General features: G+C 40.6%; 23 protein-coding genes, 2 tRNA genes and 1 pseudogene. 9 read left to right on the forward strand and 17 right to left on the reverse strand.

All coding sequences use genetic code 11. The annotated features are described in order from the left end of the window. Window positions 1-58: 58 nt before the first annotated feature. The 3 genes from HM003_03240 to HM003_03250 all read right to left on the reverse strand — a co-directional run bounded on the left by HM003_03240 (window position 59) and on the right by HM003_03250 (window position 603). Entirely contained in the window at window positions 59-250 is a 192-nt protein-coding gene (locus tag HM003_03240; GenBank protein ID MBX5328354.1) for a hypothetical protein, read from the reverse strand. Window positions 251-270: 20 nt separating this feature from the next. Next, window positions 271-474 carry a VOC family protein gene (locus HM003_03245; protein ID MBX5328355.1) on the reverse strand — a complete coding sequence of 68 codons (204 nt, stop codon included), beginning with the start codon at window positions 472-474 and terminating at the stop codon, window positions 271-273. Between the two features lie 55 nt (window positions 475-529). Then, a tRNA-Phe gene (locus HM003_03250) sits at window positions 530-603 on the reverse strand. A gap of 292 nt (window positions 604-895) precedes the next feature. Here HM003_03250 and HM003_03255 point away from each other — a divergent pair. The 4 genes from HM003_03255 to HM003_03270 all read left to right on the forward strand — a co-directional run bounded on the left by HM003_03255 (window position 896) and on the right by HM003_03270 (window position 2,731). Continuing rightward, entirely contained in the window at window positions 896-1,057 is a 162-nt protein-coding gene (locus HM003_03255) for a hypothetical protein (protein ID MBX5328356.1), read from the forward strand. A gap of 258 nt (window positions 1,058-1,315) precedes the next feature. Continuing rightward, window positions 1,316-1,389, forward strand: a tRNA-Val gene (locus HM003_03260). A gap of 82 nt (window positions 1,390-1,471) precedes the next feature. After that, complete coding sequence (locus tag HM003_03265) at window positions 1,472-1,843, forward strand: hypothetical protein (protein MBX5328357.1); 372 nt, start codon at window positions 1,472-1,474, stop codon at window positions 1,841-1,843. Between the two features lie 147 nt (window positions 1,844-1,990). Further along, the gene (locus tag HM003_03270) at window positions 1,991-2,731 is read left to right on the forward strand and encodes a rhomboid family intramembrane serine protease (GenBank protein ID MBX5328358.1); all 741 of its coding nucleotides are present in this window, start codon (window positions 1,991-1,993) and stop codon (window positions 2,729-2,731) included. Window positions 2,732-2,852: 121 nt separating this feature from the next. Here HM003_03270 and HM003_03275 read toward each other — a convergent pair whose 3' ends face one another. From HM003_03275 to HM003_03305, 7 genes and pseudogenes are all read right to left on the reverse strand, one after another. Beyond that, a complete protein-coding gene (locus tag HM003_03275; GenBank protein MBX5328359.1) occupies window positions 2,853-3,173 on the reverse strand; it encodes a hypothetical protein in 321 nt (106 codons plus the stop codon). Next, window positions 3,158-3,901, reverse strand: coding sequence for a hypothetical protein (locus HM003_03280; protein ID MBX5328360.1), 744 nt, complete (start codon window positions 3,899-3,901; stop codon window positions 3,158-3,160). The genes HM003_03275 and HM003_03280 overlap by 16 nt, the downstream gene beginning before the upstream one ends. Then, window positions 3,898-4,344, reverse strand: a complete 447-nt coding sequence (locus HM003_03285; protein ID MBX5328361.1) for a hypothetical protein — start codon at window positions 4,342-4,344, stop codon at window positions 3,898-3,900. The genes HM003_03280 and HM003_03285 overlap by 4 nt, the downstream gene beginning before the upstream one ends. 34 nt (window positions 4,345-4,378) lie before the next feature. Then, window positions 4,379-4,576: pseudogene (locus HM003_03290) on the reverse strand (ribosomal protein L13e). Between the two features lie 46 nt (window positions 4,577-4,622). Beyond that, window positions 4,623-5,198 (reverse strand): 50S ribosomal protein L15e, encoded by a 576-nt coding sequence (locus HM003_03295; protein MBX5328362.1) that lies wholly within the window; start codon window positions 5,196-5,198, stop codon window positions 4,623-4,625. A 245-nt stretch (window positions 5,199-5,443) separates the two neighbouring features. Further along, complete coding sequence (locus HM003_03300; GenBank protein MBX5328363.1) at window positions 5,444-6,115, reverse strand: TIGR00289 family protein; 672 nt, start codon at window positions 6,113-6,115, stop codon at window positions 5,444-5,446. 61 nt (window positions 6,116-6,176) lie between these two features. Then, entirely contained in the window at window positions 6,177-7,538 is a 1,362-nt protein-coding gene (locus tag HM003_03305; GenBank protein ID MBX5328364.1) for an NAD(P)/FAD-dependent oxidoreductase, read from the reverse strand. A 281-nt stretch (window positions 7,539-7,819) separates the two neighbouring features. On the opposite strand from HM003_03305, the gene HM003_03310 reads away from it, so the two are divergent. Then, on the forward strand, window positions 7,820-8,068 hold the full coding sequence (locus HM003_03310; protein MBX5328365.1) for a hypothetical protein: 249 nt from the start codon (window positions 7,820-7,822) through the stop codon (window positions 8,066-8,068). A gap of 374 nt (window positions 8,069-8,442) precedes the next feature. Here the strand turns inward: HM003_03310 and HM003_03315 are convergent, their stop codons facing one another. Beyond that, window positions 8,443-9,801 carry a site-2 protease family protein gene (locus HM003_03315; GenBank protein MBX5328366.1) on the reverse strand — a complete coding sequence of 453 codons (1,359 nt, stop codon included), beginning with the start codon at window positions 9,799-9,801 and terminating at the stop codon, window positions 8,443-8,445. Window positions 9,802-10,024: 223 nt separating this feature from the next. Between HM003_03315 and HM003_03320 the strand changes: the two genes are divergently transcribed. Together HM003_03320 and HM003_03325 are read left to right on the forward strand one after the other, a co-directional pair. Continuing rightward, window positions 10,025-11,227 carry a glycosyltransferase family 4 protein gene (locus HM003_03320; protein MBX5328367.1) on the forward strand — a complete coding sequence of 401 codons (1,203 nt, stop codon included), beginning with the start codon at window positions 10,025-10,027 and terminating at the stop codon, window positions 11,225-11,227. Between the two features lie 23 nt (window positions 11,228-11,250). Further along, window positions 11,251-12,501, forward strand: coding sequence for a glycosyltransferase (locus HM003_03325; protein MBX5328368.1), 1,251 nt, complete (start codon window positions 11,251-11,253; stop codon window positions 12,499-12,501). A gap of 37 nt (window positions 12,502-12,538) precedes the next feature. On the opposite strand, the gene HM003_03330 is transcribed toward HM003_03325, so the two are convergent. The 5 genes from HM003_03330 to HM003_03350 form a co-directional block, all read right to left on the reverse strand. Further along, a complete protein-coding gene (locus HM003_03330; protein ID MBX5328369.1) occupies window positions 12,539-15,643 on the reverse strand; it encodes a hypothetical protein in 3,105 nt (1,034 codons plus the stop codon). 116 nt (window positions 15,644-15,759) lie between these two features. After that, entirely contained in the window at window positions 15,760-16,506 is a 747-nt protein-coding gene (locus HM003_03335; GenBank protein ID MBX5328370.1) for a glycosyltransferase family 2 protein, read from the reverse strand. Window positions 16,507-16,593: 87 nt separating this feature from the next. Then, window positions 16,594-17,442 (reverse strand): class I SAM-dependent methyltransferase, encoded by an 849-nt coding sequence (locus HM003_03340; protein MBX5328371.1) that lies wholly within the window; start codon window positions 17,440-17,442, stop codon window positions 16,594-16,596. Then, on the reverse strand, window positions 17,424-22,007 hold the full coding sequence (locus tag HM003_03345; protein ID MBX5328372.1) for a glycosyltransferase: 4,584 nt from the start codon (window positions 22,005-22,007) through the stop codon (window positions 17,424-17,426). The genes HM003_03340 and HM003_03345 overlap by 19 nt, the downstream gene beginning before the upstream one ends. A 92-nt stretch (window positions 22,008-22,099) precedes the next feature. Then, on the reverse strand, window positions 22,100-22,306 hold the full coding sequence (locus HM003_03350) for a hypothetical protein (protein ID MBX5328373.1): 207 nt from the start codon (window positions 22,304-22,306) through the stop codon (window positions 22,100-22,102). A 121-nt stretch (window positions 22,307-22,427) separates the two neighbouring features. Here HM003_03350 and HM003_03355 point away from each other — a divergent pair, with 121 nt between their 5' ends. Further along, entirely contained in the window at window positions 22,428-23,066 is a 639-nt protein-coding gene (locus HM003_03355; protein ID MBX5328374.1) for an MBL fold metallo-hydrolase, read from the forward strand. Here the strand turns inward: HM003_03355 and cofE are convergent. Beyond that, window positions 23,061-23,834 carry a coenzyme F420-0:L-glutamate ligase gene (gene cofE / locus HM003_03360; GenBank protein ID MBX5328375.1) on the reverse strand — a complete coding sequence of 258 codons (774 nt, stop codon included), beginning with the start codon at window positions 23,832-23,834 and terminating at the stop codon, window positions 23,061-23,063. The two genes, HM003_03355 and cofE, sit on opposite strands and share 6 nt — an antisense overlap. A gap of 179 nt (window positions 23,835-24,013) precedes the next feature. On the opposite strand from cofE, the gene HM003_03365 reads away from it, so the two are divergent. Beyond that, entirely contained in the window at window positions 24,014-26,737 is a 2,724-nt protein-coding gene (locus HM003_03365) for a PKD domain-containing protein (protein MBX5328376.1), read from the forward strand. Window positions 26,738-26,797 lie beyond the last annotated feature (60 nt).

Raw genomic sequence — 26,797 nt, forward strand, 5'->3', positions numbered from 1 at the left:
TGATGGAAAATACACATCCTTCCATGACATGCACATATTAAAAAAGAAAAGAATACACCTAAAGCTTCTTAGAGGGCTTGCTTGAAGTTAACTTTACCGTCTTTCCGATAAGCTCAATCCAAATTCCATTTGGATCTCTAACAAATGCTAAAGTGTAACCATCTTCATCCCATGGTTCAATGGCTAACGTCGCACCGCCAGCGAGCACTTCTTCATAGCTTCTTCGAACATCCTTACACCAGAAAGCCAAGTGATCTAATTCTGAACCCTCTATATATCTTCGTAATATTTCGTTCTATGTGGATAATAGTTTAGTTCTAAGATTTGCTGTGGCCCCTTACTTTTCAATTGCACAAACATGCCACCTGCCCGCATTTTCCCTCTCTGGATTTCTTTCATACCCATTGTTTTGGTATAGAAGTCAATAGAACGCTTTAGATCCCTAACTCGAATACCTGTGTAAGTAAACTTCATTTTTCTGCACCTATATTTTAGCATAAATTTTGAAGTTTTAAAACTATTTATGTAGTGCCGAGGGCAGGGTTTGAACCTGCGACAACCCGGTCTTCAGCCGGGCGCTCTCCCAGGCTGAGCTACCTCGGCAATGCCATCAATTCAAAAAGGACTAAGGTGTTTTTAAGTTTTCTGAATTAAAAGATAAAACAGTTGGGTGCAAGTTTTTGTTTCTCACCTAGCCGAGAGGAGAAGGGAGAAAGGAGAAGGTTGTGTAAACTTCCCAACTTGCACCCGTTGTTGAAGTGAAAAGTTTCTATAGAAAAGGTTTATGGAACAAAGTTTCAGTCTTTTTTGGATTCAGAATCATAATTTATGATACATCGAGAAAGGAAATACTGCTTAAAACTAAAAGGGCGTTGAAAACTACAGAGGATGAAACATGAAAAAGAAAATGGTGTTAATCACTGTTGAGTTGGTTGATGAAAGTCTTGTGGAAAACAATGAGACAATTATACAAGAACTGTTTGAGTGGTTTAAGGAAGATGCAGTGTCTATTCCTTGGGCTAAAAAAGTAAAAAAAATAACAGTGAAAGACCCTTAAACCATCAACAACCGCAAAAGATAGACAAAAAGATAACCCGCAAAAGCGGATACCAAAAAACAATAGATTTTCAAGGCTCTATCAATTTTTCTTTGTTCCAAATCCACATCATTTTCAAAACTATTCAAAAACGCTTCACCACTTTCTTATTCAAAAGCTAAAAGCAAAGATTTTATGAAACCAAAATAAGTATTTCAAACCCTACAGTAAACAATATCAGACAGTCAAAGACAAAACCAATGGCTAGGGAACCTAGGAGGGCCCGTAGTCTAGTTGGTTAGGACGTCGCCCTCACGCGGCGAAGGTCGCCGGTTCAAATCCGGCCGGGCCCATGTGTCTTTTTGTTGTACATGTCTTCAAAAAGGTTTATTACATATTAATATTCACTATTTATATCTAGTAAGGGTGAAGACGATGCGAAGAAGTGTTGATTCATTAAAGTTTGACAATGAAGATTATTCATCGCGAGAAGCGCATGATGGTTTCACGTGTGGCACTTGTGGAGAACACTTCCAAAAGCCGCTTTTGGCAACAGTCGCGTCCCACGGAAGCGTGCGAACTTATTTAGCATGCCCTCGTTGCATGGTAAAAGTTGGCAACATAAAGACAGAAAAAAGTGAAGAAAAAAGAAGCACAATTGACATTTCCAAGAAAAGGGGAGTATCTCACGATAAGGACTCTCAATGCAAACACTTTTTGGGTTATCTGAAAAAACGTTCAAGGGACATGCCTATTCCTGACGAATGCCTTACATGCGGCAAAATGATTGAGTGTATGGTTCGTTGAAAACTGAATATGCAATGTAGAAACCCCGTTATGAAGCAATGCCTAGAAGCGTAACCATGCTTCTCTAAGAGATTCTACTCTGCTTGTGAAAAGGAAAGGAATAATTATTCAACTATAAAACTTATCAGTAACAAGGGTTGCCAGCATTTGTTTCCGTTAAGAGACTTAACACGGTCTTTGCGAACGCCACATGTAAATCGCCTAATATTAACTGCGAACATTGTTGTTTTCATAGTTTTCTGGCTGGCCAGCTTCAACGTAATTTTAAATGTTGAGTTTGCGGAGGACATGAACCAAAATTTTACGATGTACCCTTACCAAATAGTTAATGGACAGCGACTTTACACGATTATAACTTCGATGTTTATGCATGACCCGTCAGGGCTGATGGAAGGGCTTCTCCATTTACTTGGTAACATGCTTTATCTTTACATTTTCGGAGATAATGTAGAAGACACTTTTGGACATGCTGGTTACTTAATATTTTATCTTGTTTGCGGAATAACTGCGGCATTATCACATGTAGCGAGCATATTTTTTGCACCCACAATAGGCAACTTAATCGGCATTCCATCCAGTTCAGACTTGATGACGGGTGTTGTTGGGGCTTCAGGAGCAATTTCAGGAGTTTTGGGTGCGTATCTTATACTTTATCCGAAGTCAAGAATTCTCACACTGGTTTTCTTTGGGTGGCCGATAATAGTTCCAATTCCAGCGGTAATTTTTCTTGGCTTCTGGTTCATAATGCAATGGTTTTATGGATTCTTCGACATCTCTGGAGGAGTTGCTTATTGGGCACACATAGGCGGCTTCATTGCGGGAATGATTTTAGCTCTCATTTTTGGGCGGAGAATGAAAAAGGCTCGAGATGCCAAGCGCAGTTTTTAGCTCGAATAGTTTTGGGGTCTGCCCGTCATAAGTTCCTCATCTGCATAAATCAGACTGGGACGGCATCATCATCCCCCAAAAAGACTAACTAAAAACAGTCAAATAAGCTTTCATAAAATGATTAATGCTTTGTCTTTTTAAGTAGCGCCTTAATGGTTCCAGAAACAGTTAAAACGTGGATTGCAGCAGGCTTGTTTCCGATTTTGGTTATCGCAGCTATCGCTGTTCTAACATTTTCAAGACCAACATGAGTGGCACGGATAACAGCAAACTTTTCTTCCGCATTGTAATCAATCAAAGCCAAACCTGTCTGGCTTGCGCCATACTCGCCATAAAGCTTGGAAACAGAATTCCAAATTGTATCCATCAATTCTTTCGAAGTAAACGTGTCTTCAACTTCTACTCTTAAGGCTAAGTAGCGCCATCTCACATTTCTTCGCAATCTCTTCCTCTCCTTATAATGCGTATTCCAGGCGCAACAAACCGTGAATCCAGCTTTTCTCTATTTCTTCGAACGATTGCCACTGGATTCTCTGAAACAGCCTTTATAGCTAATGTTACGTCTAAATCGAAAAGAGAAGCTAAGGAAGCTAATTCCCGCGGCTTGCGCAGTAACAGTTCTTCTGAAACCCCGCTGGAGATAACGATTGGAACATGAAATTCCTGCGCAATCGCTATTTCTCTCCGCAAATACGAGAGAAGCCTAGTTCTAGCGGGTCCTTCCAGAACAAGTAATGGTTTCAGGTCAATTTCAAGAGAAGCAAAGCTTTTGGAGGCTAATTCTGCTTCTGCCTTGTCAAAGAATCTCTTATGAAAATCTATGGATTGAAAATTTAAGAGGTCTACACGACGGTCTTTTGCCGCTTGTCTCGCCACACTTTTAGAGTCACATATCACTGCGACTATTTCAAATCGTCTTCTAAAATTTCTTAAAATGTTCAGTAGTTCTTTGGGTGTTTTGGGTTTCAGATCAATGCGTGATGCAAAATCAACGCCAGCTTCGCTGCAAAGACTCTGTAATTGTGTTAGTTTTTCTTCAGTAAAGTTTGATGGTAAAGGCACTGCGATGAGGCGGTAGCGTAACTGTGAAGCTTTTCTTATTATGCATGCAGTTTGCTCCAAGTCTCTCAGATTTAGGCATAAATGAAGGTCTGCAAAGATTCTTTTCATGGAAGCATCCCAAATTTTCGGCAGACGTTTACTATTTCTTCTGGGTTAGATTTTTGGAAGTGAATGCAGAAGTGTATCGGGTCTGCACGAGAGAGCTTAATTTCATTCAAATAAGCCAACTGCTTATCGAGCCTTAAGTAAAGGTTTCCTTTGTCCAAGTGTTCTTTAATTTCGCTGCTCAGCTGCTCTTTGTCTAACATGCTCAGTCCGGAAGACAACTTTTCAAAAACTGCTTGGACGGCGTTTTTTTCTTTAATTCTTGTTTCTAAAAGAATTATTGGGTTTCCATGGTGCCCAGTTAAATTTGTTCTTTTAATAGCGACATTCTCAATTACTTCAGCTGGAAGCGTATTGTGTACAGCGTTGAGAACTTTGTCTACGTCTTCGGTTGCATGCGCAAAGACTCGTATGTCAATGTAGCCTATAGGAATTTTAGAAGGCAAATACGCATCACACTAACCTTGAATAAATGGTGATTTAACTTTTAGATTTTCCTCTTCTTTTAGGTTTAGATTCAGCTTTCTTGCGTTCCAAGAACTCTTTAACAACCTTAACATTTTCCTCGTGCACGGTTCTTCTCCTCAAATCCACGGGCACGCCAAGCTTTAAGGCTTCACGTGCGCTTATTCCGGCTTTTTTTAGTTCTTCTCGGCTGAAGCCTCTTCCAAGGCGTTGTTTTCCGTCTTTTTTGAAAACTGTAGGCTTTACTGCAATCATCAGCCTAGTCTCCTCTGGCTGCTTTTCTGCTCGGTCTAACTTTTTCGGCTCCGCGTCCCTTGTTTCTTAAGCCTCTAACTTTTTTGCCTGCGCTTGTTAGGCTTCTGAAAACTCGTTTTTTATGTTGTTTTTGACATATCCAACTGATGTTTTTGTCATTTTTTATTGAAGGATGGTGGGGGTCGACCATGATGATTTCGAACCATTTTGAGCGTCCATCTTCGCCTACCCAGTAAGAGTTGAGAACCTCAAGGTTTGGAAACTTTCTAGCGGCTCTTTCTTCTGCGATTAGTCTTAGGCTTTTGGCAGGCTTAAACTTTTTAACACCCATTCTTTTTGGTCTTCTTCCAGCTTTTGGTCTTTGTTTTCTTAAGCCTCCACGTCTGACGCGTACGCGAACCATCACGAAGCCTTGTTTTGCTTTGTAGCCCAGCTTTCTTGCTCTGTCTAAACGTGTTGGTTTTTCTATGCGGGTTATTGCTTGTTGCTTTCGCCACTCTATCAACCTTTGGCGCATTAACTCGTCTACGAAGGATTTCTCCGGCTTTGACCAAGCTTCAGCAATGTATTTGTATGCCATTTAATTCACCTCACACTAGTTTATGGTTCAGCCTTTATAGGCTACATCCCAGCGGATGTCTAATCCGCCAATAGCTTTGATTCATAGCATCGTGCAGTAAAATAAACTTTTCCAGATAACTTATAGCTTATCGGAGTCTCTAGCCCCCCTTATTTATAGATTGAACTTTCGAGAGGTTTGTCTGTGGAAAACTGGGATTGAAAATTTCAGAGTATAACTGGTTTAATGTAGCGCTTCAGAAATAATCATTTGTTCTCGAGTATTGCTTTAGTGACAAGAAAATATCCGCTTTGATTTTTCCACGTCTTCTTCGCTTCGATAATGCTTATTCGTTTTTTGAAAAAAGGCGCGTCAAGCACGAGTGTCTCGTATTCGCCTCCGTCGCCAACAATAGAAATTCCATATTGCCTATTTAACTCAATTAAATCCTTAACTGTGGCTTCATCGATTTTTCTTCCAAGCCATTCTCGGCTAAAGCCATATGCGTAAACTCCAGTGATTATGGTCTCAAATCGGTGTTGTAGAATTTCTTTGATAAGGTTTAATGGGTTTTCTCCCCAAAGTGGTGTTATACATTTTAGTTTCAGTTGTTCACAGATTTTTTCAATTCTTATTTTTTGATAGTTTGAGGCAATTGCGCCGGAGACCACTGCGTCCACGTCAAGCGTCCCAATTAAACGTTTAAGGTCTTCAACTTCTATCTCTTTTATTCCAGACGTCTCTGCTTTTACAAGTGGAATTTTAACGGCTTGTGCAAACAAATCCATTAAGCGAATGTTCGGATAATGAAACATCCAGCTGTCTTCTCTTAATGGAATCATGCTTACCAGATATTTCACTTCATGACCTGCGTGTAAGACTCTGTAAAGCGCTAAGGTAGAATCCTTTCCACCAGTGGCTAAAACCGCAACACGCATGTACCATTACACTTCTAACTAGTCAACTAGTTAATCTCAAATTTAAAGAGAGTGAACAGCGTCATTCAACAAGTTTTGCTCTTGCTTCCTTGAATAAAGCCTCTGTTTTTCTTTGCCATTTTTCAAAGTTTTCCGGAGCTTCTGGATAGTTTTTGTAGTGAGCTTTTATTTGCTTCATTAAGTTGGCAGTAATTCTGAGCTTGTTCAGAAATCGTATTCTTTTTAAGCCTTTGAAAACTCGTTTGGCAGTTTCTGTTATGTTCAAATGGAACTCTTCGCCTAAGCCAGCCTTTAAGACATCTTCTTCAGTCAAGAGTCTATATTTCATTCCATAACTCAAGTCTTCGTCGCGGCATGTCAAAAGCAACATGCGAAAAGCATCCAGCCCGGCTTGTTTCGTCCCGTACATTTCCATATACTTACAGTTGTAAGACCACAATGATTCTTGACTTGCATCTCCCTTTTCTAAAGCTTCAGCTATTGTCTTTCCAGCAAGATAGCCGCTCAGCATAGACGGCCCGATTCCGCCACCATGTATCGGATTTACTAGGCACGCTGCGTCGCCTAGAATTGCAATTCCGTTTCCAACCATGTTATCTAAGGGTCTGCGTGTGGGGTCATACCAAGCGCCGCCAGTAAGAAGCAGCGAGCCTTCAAAAAGAGGTTTTGTTAGGATGTGCTTGTAAAGTTGGTTTTTTGGGTTTGGAAAATTGCCATGCATGCAAACTCCTAAGCCAACATTGACTTTTGCTCCGCCTTTTGGAAAAATCCATGTGTAACCGCCGGGTGTTATCTTCTGGTTTAGATAAATTTCGCAGTAGTCTGTGTTCTTGGTTTCTTGTTTGAGCTGTCTAATTTCACGATAACAAGCCTCGACATCCTCGTTTGCAATTTCAGTCTCTATTTTCATAGCCTCGGGAAGCTTCCGTCTAATTACTGCTGGAAAACCACTAGCGTCCACAACAACTTTGCTCTTTAATTGAAGATTCCTACATGCCTTTACATCCTTAACCATAACTCCAGTTACAAAACTCTTCTCAATAACTGGCTCCAAACACAGCGTTGAATCCAAAAGAACAGCACCTTCATCCAAAGCTTTCTTCAACAACCACTGCCCAAAAAGGCGCCGATTCAGCAAGTAACCAACAAAATCCTCATGGTGAATATTGAAGACCGTCTCTAAATCAGGCGAATAAATTTTAATGCCCTCAATTCTCTTTTCCAACTCACCGCCTTGAGGCTTTTCCAGACCAACACTTTTCAGATGATGCTCTCCCAGAGCGTCTCCACAAATCTTTTCACCAATCTCCTCCCGCTTTTTCCGTTCAACTATGCAAACTTTTAAGCCTGCCTCGGCAGTTGTTTTCGCTGCTAGGCAACCTGCCGTTCCAGCGCCGACCACAACAACGTCAAACTTCTCCAAACAGTTTTCCTCCTCAAAGGTGAAACTCCATATTTTGTTGTATAAATAAACCTTTATAAATTGTGAAGTAAGCCCTTGCACACTTGGTATAAGCCAACATCACCATTAGGAAACTCTGCAGACCCTCAGAGTTCATGGTTCTTTAATTACCAATCCTAAACGTACAATGAAAGTTTTAGCATATCTGTAATCTGAATTGAGAATTCATAATTGTTAATTATATTCTTGGCTAACCATGGAAACACAATCAAAAAATCAAAACAAAATGGTGTGTCAAAAACATGATGAAAAAAGCCACAGTTAATAAAAACATGACATACACAATCGATTTAACAAAAATTGATGGAGACGGAGCATTTCCATGCCCAAAATGTGGAGTTATGATATCACCAGAAGACGAAACTGAAGAAGTCTACCAGATTGTTGAAACAAGAGTCCAAAACGATGAACTGGCAGAATTGACATTGATATGCAACAAATGTGGAAGTAAAATAAAGCTTGTAGGTTTTCTATCACAACCAGAAAACTGAAAACTCAACGACAATTTTAAAGTTACTTTTGTTCTTCTAATCTTTTACTTATAGCAACAAAGATTAACCATAAGATTACGCCATAAAAAATACCGTTGAAAATGGCGCTTAAATAACTGGAAAAGTTTTGCACGGTGTCTCCAATTAGTGCACAGAAGAGGTTTCCGGGAAACATGGGTGATTGCATTATTATAGAGGCTGACGTAATCAACAAGAAGAAGACTATTAGGATTACGGCGCCCCTCATGGCGTATCGCCTAACATTTACTATTATGTTTTGTTTCGGACTGTTTCTTACCCAATAGAGTCTTGTATAGCAATATTTAATAAACGTTATTGTTCACCAGTTCAACACAGATACAGGTCAGAAAGATCTAGAACAATGGCGCACTCATTGTATAGTTAGCAAAGACTACCATATCTTGATTAAGAGTCACAGTCCTATTCAGATTAGTGCTTCCGTCTTCCCACCGCAAAAATGTATAGACTGTTCCTCCAATTGTAATGGTTGAGTTAACAAGAATAAAGTAGGTTCCTTCAGCCAACGTGCTTTCCCAAGGAGCACTGCTTCGGAAATATTCAGACTCCGCGTATTGTATCCAAAAATTAACTCCAAGCACATTAGAGTCTACTTTGAGAGAGTGAACTTGCGGTGGAGGAAGAGTTATCCCGCAAAGAATAAAAACTATAAAGAGCACGGGAATCACGTATTTCCGCGTTTTTGAGAGAGAAGACACATCATCTAAAGGTCCAGGATGCCTAAAAAGAGACAAAAACAGAACAAAAAACGCCATGGGATAATATCCATAGATTACAAGAAAAACAATTGCTACAACATTCAATATGCCCCTCATTTTTCCGCCTAAAATAGACGTTGCAACATGACCACCATCTAACATGCCTGCCGGCAACAAATTCAGCATAGTAACAATCATGCCTATGAAACCTGCAAAAGCAACAGGATGTATAAGAATTATATTACCGCGTCCATACACACCAAGAAAACTCAACGCTGTTCCTATAAGGTCGAAGAGAATCGGAAACGACCCAAACGGTCCCTCAGGAAGCCTGTACACTACTGGCGAGAGCGCAAGACCAACAAAAGTGACAATAACGGTAATAACAAATCCTATCAACGGCCCACTTGCGCCTATGTCAAATAACGCGTCTCTGTTTCGCGGCAAAGATTTCTGCATTATAACTGCACCGAAAGTACCGATGCCAAACACTTGTCCAACAGGCGGCGGACCAGGAATGAAATATGGCGGTGACGAATCCACTTTCCTTTTGTTCGCGGTTAGTTTGTGTCCCATTTCATGCGCTCCAAGAACAGCCATTATCGCAACCGTGAATGTTGCTCCACTTATGAGCGGGTTAATCATTGCAGGAGAAATCAAGTATCCAGTCGCAAACGTCGTTCCAATAGTAGCAAAAAACAATAACCAATTGACCAGAATGTTGCTTGGTTTTGTAGGCGGTTTCCGAACCACTTTTAAGACAATTTTACCGTCACGTTTTCGTAAAATCGCTATTAAATTCATCTTTTCCAGATTGTCCAACAATCTTAAAAATGCGTTTTTTGTTTCTTGAGGTTGTTTTAAAAAGTATGTTGGAACGTTATGTTCTATCAACGCCTCTTCCACTTGGAACTCTGCAGTCACAAGCGCGGTTATTTGTTCAAAATATGCTTGGTCAAATTGTGCTTCAGAGGTTTCGTTTGGTATTTCAGTCATGACCTTTTTTCCTTAATGTTTTGGTGTTTTTATGAGTGTGCGGGAATAGAAAAGGTTATTGGAATTTTATGTTGTTCTTGTTCAGAATCTGAACCTCTAAAAATTCTTTAATAATCGTTTAAAGACAAAACTCACCACACACCAGAACAGTCACAAAAATGTCAAACTGAAAGGGAAAACGCAAACGCCACACGCATAAACATGACAAAAAGGATGGGGCTCCTTGAAAATTGCAATACTTTATAGCCACTTGAAAGAATTGGGCGGAGCAGAAAGAGTAATTCTTAAACAAGTTGATTTGCTCCATAAAAGAGGGCACGACACGGAATGCTTCTTTGCATACGTAGACAAAAACTTGCGCAAGGAATCAGCTAATCCTCACTGTTTCACAAAAAGCTTCTTCCGCTCGTTGATTCCGAATAATGCAGCAACGAGAATAATTTTGTCGCTGCCTCTGGCGCCCATAGCCCTATCCGCATTTGACGAAAAGGACATTCTCATATGCCACGGATACGGTCCAGGTCCATGGATTGGCTACCTAAATAAAAAAATTAGAGGCACACGATATATCAGTTACATTCATTCACCTCCCAGATTTCTCTATTTAGACCGAAGAGAAAGAGCGCTATGGAGGTTTAACGATGTGCGTGAAATAATTTTCAAGTTAAGCAAAATTGCTGGTCCAGTGTTGAAGGAAATTGACTATGTAAGTGTGGTAAATTCAGATTTTGTTTTGGCAAACAGTTTCTTCACGGCAAGGCGAATTCGCGCCATCTACGGTGTGCCTGCAGAAGTTTGTTATCCTCCAGTCGACACAGAAAGTTTCAGAATTCTTGATGAAAAAACAGTCCAAGAGTTTCGGAAGGGTTTCGGTTGGCCTCTGATTCTTTCAAGTGGAAGAATTGTTGCCGTAAAGCGTTGGGAATGGCTCCTAGAAATAATGAGCTACATAACAAAAGAGTTTCCTTCAGTAACCTTAGCCATAACTGGCGAAATTTCGAAAGACAACATCCAATACATCCAAATGCTTAGGAAACGTGCTAAAAGACTGAGAATCGATAAGAATCTTAGGTTTCTGGGATTTAGGTTGCAGGAAGAACTTGTCAGACTGTATAATGCTGCGGATGTTTACGTTTACTCGGTTCCGAGGGAAGATTTTGGGTTGGGTCCAGTTGAGGCTATGGCATGTGGAACGCCCGCGGTTGTGTGGGACGATGGTGGTGGACCATGCGAAACCGTGATTAATGGCGAGACTGGTTTCAGAGCGACGCCGTATGATATGAGAGACTTTGCTGAGAAAACTTTGAAAGCTGCTGAAATGGATAAGACAGAAATTGGAAAGAGCACACGTAGCTTTGTTGAAAAGAATTTTTCCTGTGAAAAGCATTTTAAGATTTTGGAAGAAACAATTTATAAGCTGTTATAGAATGTAGAAGCGTTTGTTACGCTATGATTCTGAAACAATCCAAAAAGATGAAGGCGCCACTTAGAGTTTTTATTGCTTTTTTTCATCCTAAAACTTCTGTAACCGCCATGGGAGGCGCCGAGAAAAGGTTAGTTGAAACGTTAAAATTTTTTTGCAGAGAACGGGACTTACAAATAACAGTTTTGGAAGCCACTCCAAGCCTCCTACAAAACCCACAAATAACGTGCAGAAAAGAGTTTGTTACGGTAAATCTCCACGCAAAAGGCTGGTTAGGCACGTATTTGGAATGGGCTGTTTGGATTTGGAAGGCCTTTTTCAAAAGTCTTTTCCTTTTTTGTCGCGTAAAACCTCAGGTTGTTTTGGTTCCAAACAACACTTTGCCTAACCTTTTTTTAGGCTGCTTTGTTGCTTGGATATTTAAGACGCCACTATGCATCGTCGTTCATCATGTTGACACACCATTTTCGCGGCATGCCTCAAAGAATTATTCGCTTTACACTTGTTACCGAAGCATACGCTATAGCAGATTTGTCTCGTTAGCCAAAACGGTAGCGACTTACATGAGTTTTTCTCTTCTAAAAAGAGCACAGGGAATAATAGCTGTTTCAAACTTCACAGTGAAAACGTTAAGAAACATTGGAGTCTCCAAAGCGAGAATCGTCCTCAGCGGAAACGCTCTAGATTTAAATTTTATAGAGGCTGTTGAGCCTTTCTCGGCTGGAAAAGTTTTTGACGGAATCTTCGTTGGCAGAATCGCTAAAGAAAAAGGAGTTTTTGATTTGCTGAAAATGTGGAAAAATGTTGTTAAAGTCAGGAAAGAGGCAAAGCTCTTACTCGTTGGAAGCGGGCTTGAACTTTCCATTGTTAAAAAGAAAGTTTCTGTTTTAGGTTTAGAAAATAAGGTTTGCCTACATGGAAGATGCAGCGACAAAGAATTATACAGTTTGTTAAAGTCAAGCAAAATTTTCATTTTTCCAAGTCTTTTTGAAGGTTGGGGAATTGCTGTTGCTGAGGCTTTGGCGTGTGGCTTGCCAGTAGTGGCTTATGATATTCCCGCGTTAAGAGAGGTTTTTGGAAACTGCAAAAGCGTTTTTTTGGTTCCAGTAAGAAATGTTGAGAATATGACTGCGACGGTTTTGGATATCTTAAACGTTAACGATAAGGAATGGCGTGAATTAAGCTTTTTTTCAAAGTCTTATTCGCGGCAATTTTGTTGGGAAGAAGTTGCTAAAGAAGATTTGAAGCTGCTTAGAATATTTAAAAAAGATGCTTAGCATAAAAAAGAGAGAAAAATGGGTGACGGAGTAGATTTTACGGGTCGTGTGGTGTCTTCTCACTTATTGTTCCTAGGCGTTCAATAATTGTCACTCTCGGGAAGTGGGCGTCGTACGTGTAGTATGGCGGTCTTGGATTGCTTGAAATCGCTGTAATGTTCAAGTATTCTAAACGAACCACAAGTGTTGTTACTCCACGGTTCTCTGTTTGCAGATAGTAAGCACCGTATTCCTGGAACCACTTGCATGTGTAGTAGGTGTCATCTCCGCTCCAGCCGTAGATCATGAAGCCTACTGTGCCGTTGATATCTTTGTATGTTGTGATTACACCTATTCCAGTGGAAGTGTTGCCGGTGTAGAATTGTCCGTCGCTGTAGTAGTACTGGCCGAGATAATTGCTTCCCGCCGTTGTGTTCCAGCATGTCGTTGCGAAGATTACATCAATTAAGTTACCGCTTGTAATGCCGTAGATTTGAATTGCTTGAGCAAACTCGTTAAAGTATTCGCTGAAGAGGTTAGCAGAAGGTCCTGCAACAGTAATTATGTTGGATGAAGACACCGGATAACGCGAGCACCAATCGTCTATGTAGGCTAATCTACCCAAGCTGTCATAGATATCCGTCCAGGCTGGACCACCTGCACGCCAAGTGGCATTGCCCAAGTCGGATAATAGGTAGGGTATGCGGGTTCCCCACATGTCCATCTGGTCTAAGCCACCATTGTCTGCTATCACTTGTTTTTCTTTGAAAGCTTCAGAGACCATTGCTGCACCGACTGAGTCTATGGCTCTTGAGTGATTACCAACAACCACCCATTCATAGCGTCCCATTATCTCTTTTCTTAACGCTGCTTCTGCTATAGTGTAGTTGGCTGTAACGCCATAGGCTTCTCCCGTAGAATAGAGTGTGTGATTAGCGCGGACGAGGATGCTACCAGTTATGTGAACGTACTCGTGTGCATAGGTTGAAAGACCATCAGGTGGGTTAATCTTATACATGATACTCATGTTTCCGTAGAAAGTGAAGTTCTGAATATTCGACACCGGGCTTATGGGGGCAACTCCGTAATAGGTTGAATTGTAGACTGTAATGTTGCCTCCTTCCGGCGGTATCTTCACGTCAACAGTTATGTTAAGGTCGTCTATGCCAGTCAATATTTGACCTGCGCTGGGAGCGGCACTTGCGTTGGTTACGAACATGAACTCGTCGTAGAGTATTGTTATGTTTTGAACTACGTCAAAAACGTCTGTCCATGAGGTAGAGTTGATAGACAGGTTTGGCACAATTAGTCCTTTGGTAGCGTTTGTAACAGTTAAGGTGTTGTTTCCAAGCGATAAGCTACCGCCAAAGTAGTTGGCAATAGCCGTGTGCGTATAGTCATATGTACAGTTTGTCGAATACAATATCTTTATGACTGATCCAGCAGCGGGAACCGAAGCTGCACGAATCGTAATGGTCCCATATCCTGTAGCGTTAACGTATAATTCGTAGGGTTCGTACGCTGACAAACTGCTGCCGGAATAGTACGGCGACCTTGCCGGATATTTCAGTTCGCCACCCCACATGACGCGTTCGCTGAAATTGCAGTAGCTTTCCCAGATTGGCGCATACTTGACCGGTCTATGCACGAGTGTTATGTTCAAGTTTGTTCCAGCGTCTGCCGCGGTTTTTTCTGCGGTGGTTACGTTGTGGAATTGTACCCATCTTCGTGTGTCTTTGTGTATTGCACTGTACAAGTCCCACGGGTTCATAACTTCTTGGACTTGATACTCCACTTCAGCATCGATATTGTTTGAGCCACCAGTTCCTGCATCGTCTCCATCCCAAAGGTCAGTTACTCCGTAGACTGTGACACCGCGGAACTGCCTATCAAAGTAGCGTCCACCCACAGAACTTCGTGTTTCAGTCAGGAAAAAGTCCCATTCACCAAGTACGTATGGCGAACGGAATGGTTCACCGCCAACACCATCAATCGAGTGTGTGTCGTAAGTCATTAAGGATTTCCACCATTGGTCTTGTCTTCCAGCGTCAACACTCCAGTCAGAGAGTGCTGGCCAGAAAGCAGCCCAGCCCACATAGGTCAGGTCTGCAGAGATTATTTGAGCTAAGTCGTAATAGCCACTGGCATCCGGTTGTGAACCATAGTTAGAATAGACGCTTGGTGCTGTTGTTGGGTTTAGGTGGTAATCTGAGTCGTAAACGGTGGTCAGTCCAGTGTCGTTTCCGCGATAGAGGTGTACATAGCTTTGGAATGCGTTTGAGCCAGAGCTTGGTCCGAGGTCCCATTCTCCTCTGTTGCTGAATTGGATGATAAGCCCAGATTCTTGATATTGCATTCCAGGAACCCATATGGGGCCTACCACGAATTTTGTTGTTGTAATTTTGATGTCTTTTAGAACGATAACTTCTTTTGAGACTTTGTTGAAAATTATTGTAAATACTACATCAACTAATGGTTCATCAGTGCCTGTCGTATTGCTTGTTTGTATCCAATCGCTAACATGATTGACGGTTCTGGCAATGTACATTCTAGGTCCATTATACAAAACGCGAATTGAATCTGTGGTTACTGTCCCGTTAGTTTTTCTTCCACCAGTATGAGTGTCTGAGGTTGGATCGCTGATTAAACGTCCAGGATCTCTCGGGTCTTCTTCGTACTCATATGTGGGCCCTCCTGATACTCCTCCGTACCAGTCGTTGTCTACTCTTATCCAGTTATTTCCATAGGAAGTTAGGTCGGCGTGTAATGCACATGCCCAGACATTTCGGTTTTGGCCTGTTGGGACGTGGTAGTATGTTATGTTGATTAGCCATCCTTGGCTCCATTTATGCTTTGGTATATCCGATGGAATAGAAGACCCAGATGGGGGTGCAAAGGGATCTCTCGTGTCGTACTCAAGACCTATGTTATATGTGGATCTGCTGTCTATCATTTCACCGAACTGCGAGAAACCAATTTTTAAGTTTTTTGAGTTGAAGGGGTAAAGTGAGTAGTAGTCGCTTGCCAGCACGCCTGAAACGTTTGTGTACCAACTGTCAGGGTCCGCTGCGGTTACTTGTCTTATTAAAAGCATAGGTGCGAAGATTGAGATTGCAAATGATACGGCAACTAGTATAGCAAGTATTTTCTTTCTTTTCTCCATTTTCATTCCTCTTTTAGGTCATGTATGAGAGCGTGGCACGTTTATTAAAAATTTTTTAGAGGTTCTGACTCAGAATTAGAATAAAAACAAAAAAATTACTCAGACAAAAAACAAAACTAACAAAAACGTTTTGAACTATTCAATTTTCTAAATCTAAAAAGCAGAATCACATAATTAATAATCGTTGAAAAAAGCCTCATCTTACTAGCGCCACCTTTTTTTCCATAATCAAGAAGAATCGGAACTTCAGCAACCACGCCTCCGGAACGAACCGCCTTAAGCAGTAACTCCAAAGAAGCAGTAAAACCCTCAGATTCAATAATACTATCTTGGAAAGCGTCACTAAGCCGCTTCACCAGAACCGCTCTAAAACATCGAAAACCACTCGTTGCATCTTTCAGAGGCAACTGAAACAACTTTCTCACTAGAAGGTTAATTGCTTTGCTTAAAACCACTCGGTGAATAGGCACATTCAATTGTGCTCCACCTTTTATGTAGCGAGACCCAACTACAACATCCGCATTTTCAGCTGCAAGCACCATGTCCAAAACATGCTTCGGATTATGCGTATTATCAGAATCCATAATTACCACAAAGTCATCTTCAAAAGACTCCTCCGCAACAGCAAGCAGGCCAGTTCTTAAGGCAGCTCCTAAACCCATATTACGAGGATGCTCAAGGATTTCAACAGGATAATCCATTGACAAGTCTTTAAGAATCTCGCAGGTTTGGTCGTAGCTCCCGTCGTTTACTGCAATAATTTTGTAAGGAAGCTGCGATTCGAGAACCTCGTTTATCGAGTGAATGAGAGGTTTTATGTTTCTTTCTTCGTTGAAGCATGGAAGAATTATGAAACACTTCATTTAAACATTCGCTCTATGAATGCCGCTTGAACTTTTGGAGGCAGAGAAAAAGAGTTTTAAGGAGACTTCCGTTTCCGACTTAGAACATTACGCTTTGACTTTTTTAAATAAGAGAATTCGCCCAGCAGAAAGATAACTCAAAGGAGTTTCAGCAAATCGATAATCTATCAACTCAGCCAAAACAGTTGCTGCAAGCGACAAGAATGACAGAAAACCAGCAGAAAACAACATACGCTTAGACATGAAGTAATAGACTTTTTTGTTAAATGAGGCAGAATAAGTTTTCAATCCAAAAAAGGTTATAGGCAAAGAAAGATCTACCGCACGCCAATAGATGAAGCGTGCTCCTACCTTCTTGAATTCATCAATGTATTGCCGCATGGTCCTTATTGAAAGATGCCTTGTACGCCTTATTATGGCTAAATTAGGCGCTGTCTCAAACAGTAATATGTGTCCCCCAGTTTTTGTCACTCTAACCATCTCATGTACTGCACTTCGCCAATCGTCATCATTAAGCACATGCTGTAGCACTGTCACGCAGTTGACAAGATCATATGTTTCATCTGGAAAATTCAGTTTTGAAACACTCATTGTGTAAAAATCGACATTTTCTAAATTATGTTTTCTGGCGTTTTCTCTGGCTAAAAGAACCATTTTTGGGCTTACATCTATCGCGGTTGTTGAACCGAATTTCTTGGCGAAGAGTATTGACCATTTTCCCGGACCGCATCCTACATCAAGAATTTTCGCAGGCTTATTTAATTTAATTACATTCTCTATAACTTTTAATACAAAATCGTACGCCCTCTTATCAGCATAATCAGCAAGCCAGTTTCTCGCAACTTTTCTCCACTTTTCTAATCGAAGTATTTTCTCAAAATCTTTAGCCTCTAAAGCCACATAATCCCAGTATTTTTCTAGTTCTCCTTCTTCCAAAAAGTAAGCCTCCTCCAAAAAGATTGTCTAGTGAATCCTCGTTTACGAGAAACTACTAGGAAAGCAGGCGTGATTGTGAAGACTGAAACGAAACTAACTATGGATACTGTTAAGCCCAAATCGGCGTAGTGTTGACCAGTGAAATAAATGGTTACATTAAATTGACCAGTTTTGTTCATGTAGAAGCTATTAACAAGCGTATAGGCAAGATTTGAAGAGATTTCTTCTCCGTTAACAAAGGCTTTCCACAGTGGATTGTAAGTGTCTGAAAAGACCAACGTAAATGGTTCGTTAGCATTAACATGTACTTTGAAAAGGCACGAGTTCACCTGTTCATAGCTAATTGACACTTGCGGATCTCTCGAACTAAACAGATCATTTAATGCTAGGTAAGTTTCTCCTTCCTTAAGCGAGTAAATTAGAAACTCGTCAAGCTCAACCAGTCCTACTCCACCAACGCTTATTGGATGCTCTCCTGCCTCAAAGAAAAATTGACCAATTTCGCACCATTCGAATTGGCTAATTGGACTGTAGCACGAAATTGAGTAAAGGTTGCCGCTCACGTTAAAATACAGGGTTCCATAGTTTGGGCCTTTTGCGATTCTTGCAGCTAAGACATAGTTTCCCTCTCGTGGAATTGTTATTTTTGCATAGGAAGAGGTTGCTCCAGGCGCGTAAGCTTGAAGTTCCCATAAACTCACGCGATCGTGGATTGAGAAAGCCGTAACGTAGATTCGAAGCTTATTTGTCTCTACCGACTCCGCAAAAACGTGTGTTCTATCGAGTGCATCATTCCCAACTACTTCGGTCTGGGTAATCCAGTTTGTGCCGTTCCAAGTTTGTATGGAATAATCTTCTGCATACGCATTCTCAAAAAGCAAATGGACGCCTAAAAGCTCTTGCGGTTCTTCCCACGTTAACTCTAACCATTGAGGTATTACGCTTTTTTCAGAAGCCCACCTTGTGCGCACATCGTCATCATTTGCATATTTTGCGTCAAATGAGTAATCGTCCGCCCAGCTTATGGAACTAGCATTTGCAGAAGCAAAGGGAGCAACGTTTAAACCTAAACTTTCTGAACGAGCCACATATCCATCGCAGGGTCTTACAGTCCAAGTCCAGCTTTTACTGGAAGAGTCTAAAAAGACGCTTTCCGCTTCGTAGAGATACAAAATGCGACCTGGAAAATTCTGTAGTGCTTGTATTATTTTGTTTATTTCGGATTCAAGTTCTGGCGGTTGGATAACAGCTATTGCGTCAATGTCGTTGTAGCCGGTTCCATCGTTTTCAAGAGTGATTAAGTGACGACCCTTAGTGAGGTCTATCCTTGTTATATTAATCCATGCGAGTTTTGACCACAAAGGAGCTTCTGTCCAAATCTCTTGGATTGGCTCGCCGTCAACGTAAATGTTTAATTTTCCACGAGAAGGAGCGAACCCTATCCGCAACCATAAATCATGATATCCATCTGCATCTAACTCGAAAGGCAGATCAATTCTGTTTTTTCCAGAGGTTGTTAATGTGTCGCCGCCTAAAACAAAAGCGCCTACTCTCCTCCAAGAAGCCATCTTCACCCAATAAGCCGTGTAATTTATGCTTGGAACCCCATAGTTTCCGGCAAGTATGAAATTTTTTCCGTCAGTGAAAGAGAGCATCGCCAAATCCAAAATGTCAGAGTTGATAAAGCTCACGGCTTGAAACTTATCAAGGACTTCACTTTCGAAAGAACCGCTATCGCTTGAGGGGGATGCGAAAAATAAAGTAGTCTCATTTAAATTGAAACCTTCAATCTTGCATAATGCGTCAAAAGATTCTAAACCGCCGATGGCAAGCATGGAATTGGTTGTTGCAAAGACTCTGGGCATTGCGTATTCGTTTTGAAGAATAATTGCTGTATCATTATAGATTACTTGGTATCCTTCTTGGTTTAGGAAAAATTCGCGGGTTTTATCGGTTGCATAAGGCGGTATGACAATGTACTTGTAAGCGAACGGTCCCAAAATCTTAAACAAATTATCAGTTAAATGTTCTCTTGCAAGCCTAAACCTTAAATGGTCAACAAACTGGCGTGGCATAAAATCCCATCCGCCATCTTGAAGCACTGGTTTGTCGTGTATGAATACGCTGTCGAACCCTATGTCATGTTCCCAACCTATGGTGGTCCACATTGCACTTGAGGCAAAGTCTGAGTATTCCTCTGGCGAAATCATCCACTCATAAGAACTCCTACCTACTGAAACAACCTTGTAGTCGTCTTGTTGAAGTGAAAGCCACTCGTAGGGAGCTAAATACTGCTTTGGTGGCGTGTAAACTTGTAAACCTTGAAAGAAGAACCAGAAACACGAGAGAAAACCGCTAAGAAAGATTAGAATAAGAAGGACTATGCTGAGAAAGTAGAGAATTTTATGAAATTTCTTTAATAAAACATTAAAAGAGTCAACGGAAAAAGCAAATCTTCTATTCTTGGAAATCTTACTCGTGTCTAATCTTACTTTGAGCAAAAATTCGTCTGCTTTATCATATTTTTTCTTCTTGGCATAATCAATCAGGTAACATGTCAAAAGTGAAATAAAAAAAGCATGAGAAAAAATAGCCATCATCACCCATCGATTTGCTGCTCTAAAAATTGCGAAGTGCGGAATGTTAAGCCACGCCCAAATAAACATTTGTCCCAGAGGCGAGTTAGGTCCTTTTGCGATAAAAATTGAAATAAGCATGGAAACACCGAAGAAAATTGTGTATCGATTTCTACGAATTAAAAGGACGCAGTAAGCTAGAAAGAATACAGTGAAAAGAAGACTATACAAGGGAAAATCTACAATGCCCATTTCAGAATACACGTCTAAAATGTTAATGTAGCCCCACCGTTCCACAGCCCTCAAAGTAAAAGCGTCGCTCATGTTTGAATAACTGCACAAGTAAGCATCTTCTAACGGATATTCGTAGGAAGGATGAAAATAAGGCGACCTAACATTCATGAAAAACGGAATCAAAAAGAACGCAGAAAACAAAAAAACAAGCAACGCAGACGGCAAAAGCGTTTTGAGAAAACGCAAAAAACGAGTTTTCGCTGTCTCCATTTTTACAGGGTATAATATGAAAAAGATTACAAAAAGTATCAGGAAAACTCCATAAATCACTATGCATTCTGGATGAAAACTCGTTGCAAAAAGGCTAAGGCTGACGGAGAGCAAAAGAATATCTCTGAGCTTACCTGTGCAGAGTGCCTTATCTAAAGCTATGAAGATTAATGGAGCTAAGGCATAGCTGAAAACTATGTCAATATGAGCTTCTGTTAACTGAGAAAAAAGCCACTGATTCAAAATGTAGACTAATGAAGCCGCGAGCGATGCAGCGTGAACGCGTGTGTGTCGATAAGCAAATAAGTACATGGAGAAGCCAGCGGTCAAATATGACAAGAACAAGAATGTTTTGACGGTCCATGAAGGGTCTCTAAAAATATGGTATAGCAGCATTAAGAAAAAATCCATGAAATTTATCCCTTCAACAAAACCGAAAGAGTAGGGACGCCACATCAACAACCATCTAAAATCTCTGCCATACAAATAAGCTCTAGATATGAAGCCGAGAACGTCGCCGCCTCCTGGCCATTCGTCGGTGAAGAGGAAATTTCTGAAAATCATAATGGCAATCGCTAATATTACTAGGAAATTTAAAATTACGGCTTTGTTTTTTAATGCAACATTCTTTATTCTTTTGATTCCACGTTTTTCCGAAAATGCATATAATAGGTTGGAAGAAAACCCGAGCAGATATGCTGCAAATTCGAAAAGCTTCATCACAGCAAAACCTAACATTGAGCCTAAGCTACCGAAGGCTGGTCCAACATCGTTAAGAGATGTTAAGCGCATACTGAAATATCTTTTAACAGTGCCCGAAGGGTCTTTTTTTATAAGTGTGGGAATTGTTCCACCGTAATAGTAAGCTTTAGACAAAAGTTTACTTACAGAAAGTTCACCTTCAAAATGAAGTATCTCGTAGTCTATTCTGCCTATCCTGTAAGCTTCTCTTTTAAACCTTTGAAAAAAATCAAAATCCTCCCCACACACCAATTTTTCGTCATACCCACCCACCTGCAAAAACGCTGTTTTTCTGAAAAACCGTGGAATTTCTACAAACTCGCCGTGTATATATAAGGAGGCTTTTTCTTTTTCTCGCCACTCACCCAGCAAGCCTTCACCAACAGGTTTTTCAGGTATAACCACCGCGTCCACATCGTTTCGCAAACATAATTTCACGCAAGCCTCGATTATTCTAGAGTTTAAAGTCATATCTGAGTCTATGAATAAGAGAAAATCGCCATGAGCCTCTTTAACTGCATAATTTTTGGCTTTACTTCTTTCCTCATCCAAAAGGAAAACTTTGGCTCCTAATTTTTTAGCTATCTGCGCAGTTTTATCTTTGCTATAGCGGTCAACCACTAATATCTCAATCTTATTGTAAGTTTGTTTTTTAATAGATGCTAAACATTGTCTTATGGAGTTTTGCGAGTTACATGTGGGAATTATAACTGAAACAAGTGGCAACTCGCTTAGTTCTTTCACTGAAGCCTCCTCGTTAGCGTGTGCTGGATACATTCTTTATGAATCTTCTTTCAAAAATTGAATAAAGTTCGGTTTCCGAACTAGAATAAAAACTATTTTCTGAAAAATGTCAACTTTTTGGAAGTTTTAGCTTCTTTGCTAACCGTGTAAATTTCATAGAGTTCGTATGTCGCTCCGCAACCTTTACAATGAACGTAAGGTTTATCACGTTTTATTCCCAGCCAGAAACCTTCTTTCGAGTTGCATTTGGGACATACCTTGAGATTACCAAATGCGTCCTCAATTTCTTGAAATCTCAAGTGCTCTCCAATCTCCATAAGATAATACTCGCCGAGAAATTTAATAATTTTGATATTTCATTAATCAGAGATTAAACAATTTATTAACATTAAACTCCTTGTTTCCAAAGGCTGATAACAAATGAATGTGCAAATGTTTACAGTTGGCAGCTTACTCACAAACTGCTACATTGTAAATTGCGAAGAAACAAAAGAAGCAATCATAATCGACCCAGGTTTCGATGACCATATTAAAGCAGAAAAAATCTTCAAACACCTAAACGAAGAAAAACTAACACCAAAATTTATTGTAAACACACACGGTCACCCTGACCACACATGCGGAAACAGCATATTGAAAGAAAAATTTCACATACCAATCTTAATCCACGAATATGACGCACACATGCTCGGCGAAACAGGCAAGAAAATCGCTCAATTTTTCGGCTTTCACAATTTCTCGCCACAAGCAGACAAACTGCTACATGACGGAGACACTGTGAAGATTGGAAATACACTCTTAAAAGTCATACACACTCCAGGCCACAGCCGCGGAAGCATCTCACTTCTCGGCAAAAAAGAAATCTTCACCGGAGACACACTGTTTATGGGCTCGATTGGAAGAGTAGATTTCCCAGAAAGCTCTGAGCGCGATATGAAAAACTCCTTAAGAAAAATAGCACAGCTACCTGAAAACCTCACTGTTTACCCAGGACATGGACCAACAACAACAACAATCGGCGAAGAAAAACACGCTAACCCGTTTCTTCAATGGTTATAACGCATTTTTGAAAAGGTCCTCTTCATTTGAGATATGCAATTCACTTGAGCTGCATTTTTCACAAAACTCTACTATACTGTTTAAGCCTTTGAAAATCACAACCGGTGTGGCTTCTTTTGCTTGACCCATAAGCAATTCTGCAGCAGCAGCAATTTCATCCACGACCGCGACATTCTTTACTTTCAAAATTTGCCCAAAAAGATCTCTTTTACCTCTATAGTCTTTGAAGTTCTTGATGCCAGCAACACCTATAGCGAAGTTCACTTGCCCACGCCTAAAAGGACGACTATAAGTGTCACATATTATCACTGCAACATTTTTACCCGTTAACTTCTTGATGCCCACACGACACTTTCTTGCTGATTCATCAGGGTTTTCTGGCAACAACGCAAAGTTTCCTCTTCCCTTCACATTTGACTTGTCTATTCCAGCGTTTATGCAGACCAAACCGCGTTTATCTTCCACCAGCAACACTTCTCGAGAAGCCTTCAATATTTTATTTGATTCTTTCAAAACCAACTCAACGAACTTCGGACTTTTCCCAGTTAATTTCGCAATTTCTACCGCTTCTTTAGAAGGAACAACACCTTTTAACCTTACCACTCTTCCCTCAGCTTTCGAAAAAATCTTCTGCGCAACAACCACAACATCTCCATCCTCAATAGTCAAGCCGTTCTTACCCGCCGTTTCAACAATAATTTCTGCCACGTCATCTCCTGAGTTCACTAAAGGAAAATCTTCAAGAGCGGCCGCAGTGAATTCTTTCAAGCTTTTTCCTCCTAACAGATTCTAGGTTGTTCTCTTACTTTGTTAAATCTCTTGCTTATTTGCTTAGTTAAATGAGAATGCTATACAGATTTTGAAGTTTTATTCCGAATTCATAATGCTTAAACTCAAAGCGACCAGAGGGATACTGTAAATCTAACTAAACGAGCGGATGAATGTATATGAAAAAACAATTAACCGTATTAGTTATTCTGTTAGCTATAACTTTTAACATTTTCAGTTTTATTGGCAGCAATTTTGTTTCTTTTGTTAATGCCACTTACGTTGAGGGAGACATCATACAAGACACTACATGGACTTTGGTTGACAGTCCATTTATAGTGTCAAAAAATGTTACAGTTTATTCAAACGCCACATTAACAATAGAGCCTGGGGTAGAAGTAAGATTTGGCGGGGATTTTTGGGTAATCGTTTCTGGAAGACTGTACGCAAATGGCACAGGCAACATGATAGTCTTCACATCTAATAAAGAACAACCAACAAACCAGGATTGGAGCTCAATTTTATTCACAGGAACCGGGAAATCTGTACTAGTTAATTGCAGCATATCTTATGCCAAAAATGCCATAGGCCTTGTGAACAGTAATGTCGAAATTGAAAACTGTGTTTTTAGCAATTGCCAGAACGCAATCACAGCCGCAAATGGAAAGTTAACACTTAAGAACAATGTAATCAGTTTTTGCAGCCAAAATGGAGTTAACATAGTAGACTGCGATTCCACAATCATAAACAACCAGATAACACAGAACTCTGGAAATGGTATATACCTCATTGGTAATGGTCAAGTGACCATACAAAACAACTCCTTACTATCAAATGGTAACGGAATACTCTTAACTGGTAGCGACGCATCAAACGTGCACATAAGCCAGAACATAATCTCAGCAAACACGCAAAGCGGAATAAAAATCGAAGCCAGCACACATAGCAACATCACAATAATCAATAACAACATAGCATCAAACTACATAGGCTTCCACATTTCCACAAGCCAAAGCACACAAATAACTAATAACTCCATTTCTTGCAACGGAATTGGATTCTTATATGACTCGGGAAATCATACCGCAAAATGGAACGACATATACGATAACATCGACTATGGCATGAATATTGAAAACGACGCAACTGTTACTGCAGAATATAATTATTGGGGTGCCTCAAACGGTCCATACCATGAAACGTTAAACCCAACAGGAAGAGGCAACAAAGTAGGCGGTGACGGCGTTAACTTAGATTTTATATTCTTCTCAACAAAACCATTTGGCATCATCAACCAGCGTCCAACAGCAAACCTCGTAGCAGACAAGCTTTGGGTTTCCGGAAACGCCGATGTTATGTTTTTCGGCACAAACTCCTATGATCCAGACGGAAAAGTTGACAAGTACCTTTTCGATTTTGGAGACGACAGCAACAGCGGCTGGACCACACTATCGATTTTCTCGCACAAATATTCGGCTGAGGGAACCTACTTTGCAAACCTCAGAGTGATTGACGACTACGGAGCTTTAAGCAATGTCGCTTCTGTAACAATAAACGTCCTCTCTTCAACAACACCACAATTATACGTTAACATTGAATTGAGCAGCTCTTCTGTGAGCGAAGGAGAACAAATTTCTGTCACAGTCTACGTGACAAATGGAACCGCTCCAGTGCAGGATGCAGACGTAACAATGCTTTCATTTAAAGAAGGTAACTTCTCCCAATCAAGCGGCTCAACCGACACTAACGGCTATTTCATCACAAACTTCATAGCACCGGATGTGGTTGAAAGAACTAGCGTCAGAATTGTGGCGAGAGCAACGAGAAATGGAATCCAATATGCTGATGGATCAGATTATAAATATTTGCAAGTTTTGCCATTCCTCTCGGTTCAAATAACGGCTAATCCACAAATTATTAAATCAGGAGAAACCTCGCAAATAACAATTTACGTTGAAAGTAGTGGAGAACCCGTTGCCAACGCAAGCGTAACATTGTCATCTAGTAAAGGAAGCCTTTCTCCACAAACCGGAACAACAAACCTAAACGGAATCCTTTCAGCCGTTTTCTCTGCTCCTCAAACAACAACATTGCTCAACGTGGACATAACGGCAGCCGCGATAAAAGACAGATACATGAACGGAATAGGATATGCAACAATAACAGTAGAACCAAAAGTGCTTGCGGTTGAGATTACATCCGCACCTAACGCAACAACAATATCAGAAGCAAAGTTAAACGTTACAGTTCATGTTGAATACGACGCGAATCCCGTTTCGGGAGCAAATGTTACCATAACAGCTGATAGTGGATATTTCTCAAAAAGTTCAGAATTAACAGATAGCTATGGTAATGTAACGTTCCTTTACACCGCACCGCCAGTGAGCGAACAAACCAACATTGTAATCACAGCCTATGCTACAGCGATTGAATATGCTGGAACAGAAAGCCAATTGGAAATAACGGTTAACCCCAGAACATTTAATGTTCTGATAGTTGCGCCATCAGTCGAGTCGGGAGGAACCGCCATGGTTACAGTTATTGCGGTATGTAATGAGGATGGCACCTCCGTTGCTGGTGCAACCGTTACGATGTCCTCCACGTATGGAAGCTTTGAGATAATTACACAAACTACTGACTCGACAGGCGCTTGCGTATTCACTTTTAATGCTCCAATAACATCTTCAAATCTCAACGTGACCCTAACTGCTAACGTAGCCAAAGAAGGATACATACCCGGAGAAAGCCAAACAAAAATAACAGTGTTAAAAGCTGCCCCCTCAGGTGATGGAGGATGGTTGTGGATGTTACTTCTGATACTAATTCCCGTAGTGATTGTGATTATAGTGGTTGTTCTGATTAAGCTAAAAATCATCGTGATTTCCCATGAAGAAGAGACGTGACGTCCACAGTAATATATCGTGAGACGTAATATTTAATAATCTGGACATATCAATAATAGT

Source organism: Candidatus Bathyarchaeota archaeon A05DMB-5, assembly GCA_019685655.1.
Classification (GTDB): domain Archaea; phylum Thermoproteota; class Bathyarchaeia; order Bathyarchaeales; family Bathycorpusculaceae; genus DSLH01.